General features: G+C 55.9%; 8 protein-coding genes. 7 read left to right on the plus strand and 1 reads right to left on the minus strand.

What is annotated here, in order from left to right:
• The coding region (locus LAP85_29610) for a hypothetical protein (protein MBZ5500568.1) at window positions 1–379 on the minus strand (379 nt) is incomplete at its 3' end.
• Window positions 380–988: 609 nt separating this feature from the next.
• On the opposite strand from LAP85_29610, the gene LAP85_29615 reads away from it, so the two are divergent.
• The 7 genes from LAP85_29615 (at window position 989) to LAP85_29645 (ending at window position 9,815) form a co-directional block, all read left to right on the plus strand.
• Window positions 989–1,933 carry a hypothetical protein gene (locus LAP85_29615; protein ID MBZ5500569.1) on the plus strand — a complete coding sequence of 315 codons (945 nt, stop codon included), beginning with the start codon at window positions 989–991 and terminating at the stop codon, window positions 1,931–1,933.
• Between the two features lie 10 nt (window positions 1,934–1,943).
• The gene (locus LAP85_29620; protein ID MBZ5500570.1) at window positions 1,944–2,306 is read left to right on the plus strand and encodes a hypothetical protein; all 363 of its coding nucleotides are present in this window, start codon (window positions 1,944–1,946) and stop codon (window positions 2,304–2,306) included.
• Window positions 2,270–3,103 (plus strand): transposase family protein, encoded by an 834-nt coding sequence (locus tag LAP85_29625; protein ID MBZ5500571.1) that lies wholly within the window; start codon window positions 2,270–2,272, stop codon window positions 3,101–3,103. Before LAP85_29620 ends, LAP85_29625 begins: the two co-directional genes overlap by 37 nt.
• Window positions 3,104–3,121: 18 nt before the next feature.
• The gene (locus LAP85_29630; protein MBZ5500572.1) at window positions 3,122–4,069 is read left to right on the plus strand and encodes a hypothetical protein; all 948 of its coding nucleotides are present in this window, start codon (window positions 3,122–3,124) and stop codon (window positions 4,067–4,069) included.
• 1,072 nt (window positions 4,070–5,141) lie between these two features.
• Entirely contained in the window at window positions 5,142–6,704 is a 1,563-nt protein-coding gene (locus LAP85_29635; GenBank protein MBZ5500573.1) for a transposase, read from the plus strand.
• A 47-nt stretch (window positions 6,705–6,751) separates the two neighbouring features.
• On the plus strand, window positions 6,752–7,168 hold the full coding sequence (locus LAP85_29640) for an ATP-binding cassette domain-containing protein (protein MBZ5500574.1): 417 nt from the start codon (window positions 6,752–6,754) through the stop codon (window positions 7,166–7,168).
• A 262-nt stretch (window positions 7,169–7,430) separates the two neighbouring features.
• On the plus strand, window positions 7,431–9,815 hold the full coding sequence (locus LAP85_29645) for an ABC transporter permease (GenBank protein ID MBZ5500575.1): 2,385 nt from the start codon (window positions 7,431–7,433) through the stop codon (window positions 9,813–9,815).
• The last annotated feature ends 1,202 nt before the right edge of the window (window positions 9,816–11,017 follow it).

Consider the following 11,017-nt stretch of genomic DNA (forward strand, 5'->3'; position numbering starts at 1 on the left):
GGCGCGGAGGCGGACGTTCGGGCCGGTCCCACAGCTTCAGGTGCCGCAGGATCTTTTCAATGACTAGGCCGTCGCCGATCAGGCTGATAATCTTAAGCGGTCCGCAGCAGCGGGGACAAACCAGGGGATCCGCTTCGTACACTTTCTTAATCAACCGCGCCCACGAGCGCCTGCGGCCGCGCGCGAACTCCTCGCCGCTGTCGGAATCGTCCGCGCGCCGTGGTTGCGGGTCGGCTGGATGAGCGGATGCTGAAGCAGGAGCCTCTGCCGAAACCCGGCGCGCATTGGAAGCGAGACGTTCCACGTTCTGGCGCAACTCGCCGACTTCATCGACAGCGAGTAACCGGCCCGGACAGGGCCCGGCGGGGCGCTCCGGCACGCAAGCACAGTCCTGCCGCTAGCTGGCGACTGCCTTGGGTGCTGCTGGCTGCCAAGGGCGAAGTCACAAGGAGTGTGAGCGTGATCGTAAATCTTTTGATGTTGATTGCCGGCTGCGTGCTGATTTCGGTAGGCGCGAAGAGTTGGTCCCTGGGAAGCGGGATTCTGTGCGTTGTATTGGTGATACTCAATGGGATCGGAATTGTGATGCGGCAACTGCCAAAGCCGATGGAAACAGCCACGCCTGTTTCTCGCGTGGCTCGTCCCTCTAGTCGGCCCTTCACCACCCCAATCGGAAGCAGGAGGCCCGACCTGAATTAGTCCACGTGCAATGCGGCGCGGCGAACAGGTAGACGGCCCAGTAACAGAACGGCGCGAACCTATCAGCCAGGGCCTATCGCCGGGAATCCTGGAACAAAATCACCGGATGTGAAGAGGGATAGCATGGACTTCATCGTTTCGAGAAACGAGATCTTAAACCCTTGGACTTGGCAAAGGGCGTGGCCGTGCAAAGGAGCACAATCCCGATCCTGGCGAACGTTTTGTTTCGTGTTGAGGGCCAAAGACTCACAATTGCCGGCACGGACCTCGATGTTTCGACCCAGGCAGGTTGCGAGGTTCAGGCAGAGGACGAAGGCGCGGCAACCGTCCCCGCGAAGCGCCTGTTCGACATTGTGCGACTTCAACCCGAAGATGCCGAGATCCGAATCAAGCTCCTCAAAAACGATTTTGTCCAACTGAAAGCCGGGAAGTCGGAATACAAGATGCCCGGCTTGTCTGTCGAGAGCTTTCCGCAGATCCCACCGTTCCCGAGCGACATGGTAGTCGCGCTTCCCGGGGCGGTGCTCTGGGCGATGATTCAGCGCACGATGTTTGCTATCCCCAGAGAAGACTCGGCTATTCACTGTCGGGGGCGCTGCTGGCTCTAACGCCGACCCAGATGCGAATAGTGTCGACTGACGGTCATCGGCTGGCAATCGTGACCAAGAGCGCCGACCTCACCCAAGTTGAATCAGAGATCAACGCCTTGATTCCGTATAAGGCGCTCGTGGAACTTCAGGGGCTGATCGGCGATGGCGACCCAGTCGTTGGATTCGGGACAAGCGAGAACAAGCTGTTCTTCGCGGTGGAGGGCAAGCAGCTCATCAGTCGGACCCTCACCGCAAGATTCCCGAACTACGCAATGGTGCTGCCCAAGGCCAACGACAAGCTGATCACGGTTCCCGTGGCAGACGTTGCGAAGGCGGTGAAGCGGGCCGGCATCATGACCGACGACCGTATTCGGTGCATTAAGCTCGTAGTCGATGCCGGAACCCTAAAGGTTACAGCAAGTTCAGTCGGGATCGGGGAAGCCTGCGAGGTTCTTCCTCTGGAATACGAGGGAGATCCGCTCGAGATCGGATTCAACCCGAAATACATCCTCGACTTCCTGGGCGCCTGTGAGTCGACGAACGTGACGGTTGCGCTGAAGGATGGCGAAACCCAGGCGGAACTGAGGCCGGCGGGCAAATCTGAGTTTGAGTACCGATACGTGCTGATGCCCATGAAGCAGTAGGGGGAGCTGGATGTCGATGGGATTGGACAGGCTGGATCGGGAGTTTTCGCTCCCGGTTCGGACCCAGGCGAACTGGATATGCGCACGCTGCAGCGGCGACTTCAGCATGAGGCGCGATGACCTCCATTGCAGCCATTTCCATAGCAGGAGAAACAGGGCGACCCGTTATCACCTCGACAACTGCTCCGCCCTCTGTTGCCGGTGCCATTGGTATCTGGACCATCACCCCACTGCGCACAAGCTCTGGAAGCTGATGCAAGTAGGCCAGGCACGATATGAGGCACTCGCAAAGCGGGCCCACACGATTGTCAAACTCGATGTGAAGGCAGTCCGGGAATGGATAAGGGAAGAAATGCGAATGGTTGCCGCATAAGAGGTGGAACGTGCCAATCGACCATTGGAAGTACCCGCCAAACTGAGAAGCTATACGAGAAAGGCACACTTGAAAAAGAACCGAGTGCTGGTTCATGCGCTGCGCTGGCAACGGAACCTCCCTGGCCGGTAGATGGCATCTACCGGCCGATTCTGGTGGTGCGCGATCTGGCGAGCGGGTCGCAGCTGCTGGCGCTGCCGGCAGAGGCAGCAACGGCGGAAACGACCATAACTGCGTTGCAGTCGCTTTTCCGCGAGCACGGTGCGCCCCTGGTTTTGAAGTCGGATAACGGCGGCGCGTTCACCGCCGTTGATGTCGAAAGCTTTTTGGAGGCGCGCGACGTGCATCATCTGCTGTCGCCGCCGCGGCTTCCGTCCTATAATGGGGCATGCGAAGCGGGGATGGGATCCCTGAAAGTCCGGGCGCATCACGAGTCGGTGCGCCACGATCGCGCCGGGGGGTGGACCTGCGATGATGTCGAAGCCGCACGCCTCATGGCCAACGAGACCTCCCGGCCCGGAGGCTTTCACACACCAACGCCGAACGAACGGTGGCACATCCGGTTGTTGCTTTCCCTGCAAGAGAGGGAGAGGTTCCAGGTTTCCGTTGAGCAGTTGCGAGCAGATGCGCGCAAGGAGCTCGGTTGTCTGCCCGGCATCGATCCCGGGCCTGCCATGCGGGCAGTCGTCGATCGCCGGGCAATCACGCGTGCGCTCGCGGCGCACAACATTCTCAAACTCAGGAGGAGGCGAATTAGTCCACCGATTTCCATCGCAAAATCGGCAAGATTTTCGTAGAGGGCACAAGGAGTCAAAATGAAAAGAACAGGAATCAATCTCACGCTGTTGGTATTGCTTACGGTTACTAACTCGAGCTGTATTGATCCAACAATTGGCGGAGATGGAAGATTATCTGTAGTTGGAAGATACCGTATTGACATGGCGTACGGGTTCGATATCAAAGACAACTATGCGTATCTAGGTACAAACGATGGATTGCTAGTTCTTGACATAAGCAAGCGGGAAAGTCCGGCAAAAGTAGCGGAACTCGAACTGGGCTTCATAAGGGATGTAGGAGTAATCGATGGAGTTGCCTATTTGAGCGGAGGGACGAACGGTTTCATCATTGTTGATATATCAGATGCAAAGCAGCCGAAGCTACTTGGAAGATATCGCGACCAGGGAGAGATTTACGGCTTTGCAAAGTCAGGCCCTTATGCTTATCTATGCGATAGACTAGAAGGTCTCAAGGTCATTGATATCAAAGATCCCGGTAACCCAAAGAAGATTGGCCAATGGAGTAATGGAGGACAATACTGGGAAATCAGCATCAGAGATCAAATAGCCTATGTCGCGGATATGAGAGATGGACTAGAGATAGTTGAAATTTCTGATCCCACATTGCCACGTCTAGTGGCCACCGTTCCCGATACAAAAGGAGCCTCGAGTGTTCATCTTGTCGATGAGCAACTTTGTCTTGGCTCTTTCAATGGGATCAAAACATTTGATATTAAGGACCCAAAAGCTCCACGGCTTGTTATGAGCGCTCTTGGTCACCAGGAAGTTCTGGAAGGATATATATCAAAGAACTTGCTGTTTGCTGGAGTTGATGGTGTGACAGTTTTTGATCTAACCAAACCTGGTGAACCGATCGAACTGGCGAAATGGACGATAAGAGGAGGAGTGCACGGAATTATCTATGATGGACATTACATCTACACCGCCAAAATAGGATTTTATGTTCTAGAACTGAAAAGTCAGTAGCGCGGTAGTCGTATCCGTGCAGTGGTTTAATGATAGGGAATTGTTTTGGAGGGGGTGGGTGAGGATGGTACACCTGGCCTGGAAACATCTCCGAAATATCCCCGATTCCGGATGGGAAGCAGCTGCCGCGTCCGTGAAAGGGGGCTCGCAGGGGGGAAGACGAGGATGGGGAGCGGGTCGGGACGTCCCGACCCGCTCCCCATCACCGCGCCTGCGCCGATTTCGGGCACACTTCCGCCAAGGCAAGGGCGGCCGTCTTGAAAGCACAGGAGCCCGGGACCGCCTCAGCCGGCCGCGTCCGGCCTCGTCAAACCCGGCGATCTCCTCATCATATTGGATCGATCGCCCGGCGGGGCGCGGAGGCGGACGTTCGGGCCGGTCCCACAGCTTCAGGTGCCGCAGGATCTTTTCAATGACTAGGCCGTCGCCGATCAGGCATCCGCTTCGTATATTTGCAGGAGAAATCGCTGTCAAAGAGCGAATTGTAGCCTTGTCGTACATAACCGCTGGATGAAGATGGTCGCACGTTCGACCTGCCCGGAAACCATTATCAAAACCCGGTGGCGATCCGTTGGGAACGCAACCGGGCTGACACTGATCTGCTCCGGTCATTATCCTCAAGCCGTGCTACAATGCCGCCCGTACCCAAGGGAATCATTATGCCTGAAAATCCCATTCTCATGGAGCGGTTGGAACGCTTGTTGAGTTCGACCGTCATTTCGTTGGTGTTGGTCGGTGTCCTGGTGGGGAATGCCTATCTGTATACGATGGTCGGTTACCCAGCCATTTTGGAAATTCCCGGATTCATCTTACTCTTGCGGTCTTCGGAAGCGAATCGCCATCCTGGATTCCCTGCTGCCTCCTGACCTCCCCGCCCGCGTGACGCGCCTCGAGTTTCACCAGACCACTCCGCGCGTGGTTTTCAAGGGGCGAGCCTTCTGGTCGGCATCTTGACCAGTCCCTTCACGGCTCCAAAATCTCATGTGCAGCGAGATCTTTGGGTCAAAACCGCCGGCTGGCAGTTAGAAAAGGTGCGGCCCTGCAGGCCGCGTGAGGAGGGCTGTCGGCCGTGATGTCCGATTTTCATGCAGCGCCCCGGCCATGGGAGATCCATCAGCCGGCAAGCGCTGTCTTCAAGACCGAGTGGCCGGATTTCACAGTGTGTGAAACTCCGGCCGAATACCGCCCCCGTAATCCTGCGGGGAGCGTTCTCTATCGCGTTCTTGCCGCAGAGCTGGAGAATTTCCTCGACAGGCAGCGGCTGCGGGACCGGCATGTGCCCCGGTTTGTGGAAAGGGAGCTGCGATCCTTCCTTGATTGTGGAGTCATGGCCCGGGGCTTTTTGCGCATTCACTGCGACGCCTGCCGCCTCGACAGACTTGTCCCGTTTTCCTGTAAATGTCGCGGATTTTGTCCGTGCTGTTGCGGGCGGCGCATGGCGGATACCGCCGCCCATCTCGTCGATCAAGTCTTTCCCGAGGTCCCTGTCCGTCAATGGGTGCTGTCGCTTCCTTTTGCCTTGCGCTACCGCCTTGCCTACGATTCGTCTCTGCTGGGAGAGGTTCTGCGGATCTTCGTGCGTGCCGTGTTTGCCTCGATTCGCCGCCGCGCCGGCATTCCTGCTTCGGACCGCCGCGCGCGGTGCGGCGCCGTGAGCTTTGTCCAGCGCTTCGGAGATGCCCTCCGGCTCAATCCGCATATCCATAGCCTCGTGTTGGATGGCATCTACATCGTCAACGAAAAAGGAGAAGTGGTTTTCCGGGACGTGGCGCCGCCGAGCGACGCCGAAGTGGCGCGCGTTGCCGATCGCGTTCACCGCAGCGTCGCCAGGCTTCTCGAGCGCAAGGGCTTGGGGCCGGAGGCCGCTCCGGAGGAAGCGGACACGCTCGGGCGGGAGGAGCCGCTGCTGGCTGAGCTGTATGGCGCATCGATTTCGGGACGAGTGGCAACCGGCCCGCGCGCCGGCCGGCGTGTTACGAAGGTTGGCGACGAGGTCGATGTGGAAAGCCAAACCATGGACTCCGGCTCATGCTGTGCGTCGGTTGCCGGCTACAGCATTCACGCTGGCGTCCGGATCGCGGCTCATGACCGCGTTCGGCTTGAGCGTCTGGCGAGCTACGCGGGCCGCCCGCCGCTGGCCACGGAGCGGCTGTCGCTTATGCCCGATGGAAGACTGCTCTATCGCCTCAAACGCCGCTGGCGAGATGGGACCTCGCATGTGATCTTCGAGCCCGGCGAACTGGTCGAAAAGCTTGCTGCGCTTGTGCCTCCGCCCCGCTTCAATCTGGTCAGGTATCATGGAATCCTTGCTCCCTCGGCCGCCTGGAGGCCGCTGGTCGTTCCCGAACCGCCGGCCTGTCATGGGACCGCGCACCGTGACTGCCCCGCCCTAGCCGATCCGGCAAATGCTAAAAATAAAGGGGATAACCGGCCCCGGAATTACTCCTGGGCTCAGCTTTTAAAAAGAGTTTTTGAGATTGACGTTTTAAAATGTCCCCGTTGCGGCGGCCGCATGCGCATCCTTGCAGCGATCAATCCGCCCGAAGCCATCCATAGGATTCTTGATTGCCTGGGCGTGCCGACGAGACCCCCGCCAATTGCAGCAGCATCGACCGCCGCCCCCTACTTCTCCTGATCCGGAGGCTGCTAATCTGCTCCGCATACCAGAGGTGTCCCAAAAATGTGCTCATACCAGAGGTGTCCCAAAAATGTGCCAATGTGGGGCAGCGGGGATACAAGTTGTCCGGTGGGGAACGACAGAGGTTGGGGATTGCGCGCGCAATGCTGAGACGCTCGCAGATCCTGATCTTCGATGAGGCAAGTTCGGAAATCGATGCGGAGAGCGATCGACACATTGGGGACGCGATCAGGGGGCTGAAAGTAAGCAAAACGGTCATCATTATTGCTCACAGATTGGCGACCGCCATTACGGCTGACCTGATTGTCGTTATGGATTGCGGAAAGATTGTAGCTCAGGGTAAGCACAAGGAGTTATTCTCTAGTTGTCGGTATTATCGTGATTTGTGTTCGGCGCAGTTTATCAAGAAGAATGACAGGTTTCTGTACGGATATGTCGGGAACGTCGTGCAAGGTGCATGAGTGCACCCGCGTTACGGACCTTGATGGAGTTGGGATGAATTGTAAAGACGAATCGTATTTTAATGCCTCAGATGGATTGGCCATCATATAATAGACTGCTGGCGGAGCGCTACAGTCTTTAGTTTCACGGCCAGTGCGTGATGCGTGACGCAGTCCGGCCTGACGCTCAGGGTTTATTGTGGGGAGAGTCGCTTGCGGCCGCCCGCAACCTGCCTCAAATGAGCGCCGCGCGCCGGCGACGTACATGTGAGGGTTCTTGGGAATGGTATCAGTGTTGTGCGATTTCCGTTATGCGTTAAGGATGCTAGTGAGGCACCGAAGGATAACTGTTCTCACTATAGCCGTTTTGGCTCTCGGGAGTAGCGGTAGTTCCGCAGTCTTTAGCGTGGTGAATGCTGTGCTTCTACGGCCGTTTGTCTACAGTACGCCGGAAATGATCTATGAGATATCCGGTAAGACGGCGAAAGGCTTGAGGTCTTTTTCTGCCGGCGACTTCATAAGTTGGCAGACTCAAACTCGGGTGTTTGCAAAGATGGCCGCAGTTGAATCTTGCACGATGATAGTGGAAGGCAGGAATGAGGCTGAACAGGTGGCAGGTGGATCCGTTACGGTCGACTGTTTGCCCCTTCTAGGAACGGCGCCCTTTGCGGGTCGGTGGTTCGTGGAAACGGACTTCACGGCCCCTTCGAGGGCCGTGATTATCGGGAAGAGACTCTGGCAGCGCTGCTTCCAGGCCGACCCATTTTTGCTTGGAAGGTCTATTTTATTGAACGGGAAGGAATTTACGGTCGTCGGGATCATGCCGGCTGAGTTTCAATTTACTGACCGGAAAAGCGAGTTCTGGATTCCTCTGCAATTCTCCAGCGAACAACTCAGTCATCGCGATTGGAGATTGTTCAAGGTATACGCACGCGCCAACATTGGGATTTCCGCGCAGAGCGTGGAAGCTGAAGCGCGGCGCATGTCAGAAGCGATCATACGACAATATCCCAATGAACATGCCGGTTGGAGCGTGGCGATACGAACGATAGGTGAGAGCACCGTCGGAGAGGTTCGATCTAAGCTCTTTTTGCTGCTGGGTGCGGTCGGTTGTGTTTTACTGATTGCGTGCTTGAATGCGGTCAATCTCATATTTGTCGGCAACGCCGAGCGGTCCCGGGAGATCGCCCTGCGGGCAGCCTTGGGCGCTAGCAGGTCCAGGATCATTCGGCAGTGCCTTATAGAAATCCTGATTATCATGCTGTCGGCAGCATTTCTCGGTCTGGCATTGGGCAGTGTGGAGATCCAATGGTTGGTTACGACATTTGGGGGGATGTCTGGCGTGCCGCGATTAGAACAGACAAGCATCGACTGGCGAGTGCTCTGCGTGACGATTGCGCTGTCCTTCATATGCACGGTTGCAATTGGACTGCTACCGTCCCTGCATGCGTCAAAGCAGGATTTTAATGAGATCCTGAAGGAAACAGCGCGGAATGTGTATGGCGGCAAGCGCTCACGGCACATCAGGGGCTGCATTATCATCGCAGAAACGGCGCTGTCCTTACTGCTGATGACGGGCGCCGGATTAATGCTGCGGAGTATTTATAATTTGATGACGGTGGACCCGGGATTCAACGCTGAAAATCTCCTGACGCTCAAGCTTCCGCTCCCCGAGTATCGTATATCCGATGAAAAGCAGCAGGCTATGTACTATTTGCAGATTTTGCGTCGCGTGCAAGCGATTCCCGGTGTCAGAGCAGCGGGACTTTCGACCGTTCTGCCGCTTGCTGGTGGAGATGCGCTCTTCCAGATAAGGTCGACTGCGGACCGGGAAGTATTTTCGGCTGCGTTTAGGTCGGTCAGTCCAGAATATTTCGATGTGATGAGGATTCCAATTGTTAAGGGCCGTCCGTTTAGAGAGTCGGACACAGCTGACAGCCAGCGTGTTGCCATCGTTAATGAGGCGCTCGCTGGCAAGATGTGGCCCGGCGAGAATCCTATCGGTAAGATTATCAAGTGGGGAAAGGGACTGCCGGTCGTTGGCGTCGTCAAGGATGTCAAACATAGGAGTCTGGCCTTACCTACCCAACCCGAGCTGTACATGGATTATTTGCAGTACCTCGGTGCACCTCAGAGTGCGCTGGCTGTGCGCGCTGATTCGAATCCGTTGAATCTGGTAGCGGATATCAGGAGAACCATACGGAGTATGGAGACCGATCAACCGCTTACTGAGGTGAGGACAATGGAGGAGGTTATATACGATTCGCTAGCCCAGCCACGGTTTTATACATCAATTCTGACCGGTTTTGCGATTATGGCCATACTTCTTGCATCGATAGGCATATATGGCGTCATGTCCTTTCTCGTGAGCCAGCAGCGGCACGAAATTGCCGTGCGTTTGGCCTTGGGGGCGAGGAATTGCGACATTATGTGGGAATATCTTAGTCGTGGCATGCGATATGTGGTTGTAGGCATCGGGACTGGCTGGATTGCGGCGTTGGCGCTGACGAAGATTTTAGCAAACATGCTTTTTGAAATTGGCCAGACAGATCTGGTTACTTACATAGGCGCATGTCTATTTCTGCTTTTCATAACTGCATCTGCTATCGCTATTCCTATCGGAAAGGCCATGAGAATGGAGCTCCTGGTTGCGCTTCGCGAGCTATGAAAATAGGGCATAGGTAGGGGGCCGTAGGGACGGTTGCTAGATTCGTTAATAGGGTATCCCCTTCACTCAAGCGGGTGTGGCTCTTTTAGATTTTCACTTGTATGTCTCATGTTTTCAGTGGGTAAAAACCCAATTCAGAGGTTATCCAGGAGTGCAAAACGGCGGTTTTCATAGACATATCGAAAGCTCCGAAAGCCTTAAAGATGGCGGTCTCGCGTAACGGGGCATTTTCGGAATGCTTCGGGAACCAATAGGGCATGTGAATCCGAGCAAGGCATATGTCGCCCAAAATGGCACCTTGTGTACTCCTGCATTTGCGTCAAATCGTGGAATATCAATAGTTTTTCGGCAAATCCAAAAGAGCCGCACCCCACTCAAGCTCCGAACCCGGGTTCATTTCACCCAAGTGCGCCGCCAATTCTTGATCCTAGACTGCATGAGGCGTGTCATAAGGATCTGAATAGTCAGAATAGTCTGTGAGGAATCGTGCTCCTTTGGTCTTTGCAAAGGTCCTTGCCACAGGTTCGTAGCTTGGATTATCTGAGACTTCAAGGGAACGAAGAGGTAGCGATGAAAGTCCTTGACTTTGCGATTCTCCCAATGCTCTAATTCCTCAAGGTTCTCCAACTCCGACCCGCGCGAGCGGGCAACGCGAAAGGATAGGTGGAATTGGCTGCCTTTCGCTTGATTGCCATCTCACGATCGGCTTCGTCCAGCTTCCGATAAATACGAGTTATGTCAACCGAGGGGCTTTTTCCCCTCCCAGGCAGGCATTGTACTGCCGAATCTGCTTCCGAAAACCGGCTTTTTGTGCGACGGCGCCTGATTGCAGGGCGGATTGGCAGGTTACCTTGGCCATCCCGGGCACACCTCCGCCTTTAGCAACAGGGCGGATTGGTCGAACTGCTACTATGCATGCAGCGAATCTGGACCCGATGCCGCAGGGGCGATGGGCGGGGCCCTCGTGGGGAGGCCAAGGCAGGCAAGAATCTTCTGGATAGCATCGGGAGTATCGATGGCAGAAATTATTCTCATCTGGGCGCCGCAGCGGGGGCAGGCGAGTACGTCCAACTCAAAGGATCAGTTTTCATATTGCATCTCCCGCAGTTGCACTGACACAGGTTGATTCGTTGGCAGGATCATTGGGCGTCGGTTCCGGCAACCAGTATAGCCATTGGCCGTGGTCATTGCATATACGTCCT

This window comes from Terriglobia bacterium, assembly GCA_020072565.1.
Classification (GTDB): domain Bacteria; phylum Acidobacteriota; class UBA6911; order UBA6911; family UBA6911; genus JAFNAG01.

Bases quoted from the DNA above. Each gene is read 5' to 3' on its own strand.
- LAP85_29620 (MBZ5500570.1), top strand. From the start codon at position 1,944: ATGTCGATGGGATTGGACAGGCTGGATCGGGAGTTTTCGCTCCCGGTT.
- LAP85_29625 (MBZ5500571.1), top strand. From the start codon at position 2,270: ATGGATAAGGGAAGAAATGCGAATGGTTGCCGCATAAGAGGTGGAACG.
- LAP85_29630 (MBZ5500572.1), top strand. From the start codon at position 3,122: ATGAAAAGAACAGGAATCAATCTCACGCTGTTGGTATTGCTTACGGTT.
- LAP85_29635 (MBZ5500573.1), top strand. From the start codon at position 5,142: ATGTCCGATTTTCATGCAGCGCCCCGGCCATGGGAGATCCATCAGCCG.
- LAP85_29645 (MBZ5500575.1), top strand. From the start codon at position 7,431: ATGGTATCAGTGTTGTGCGATTTCCGTTATGCGTTAAGGATGCTAGTG.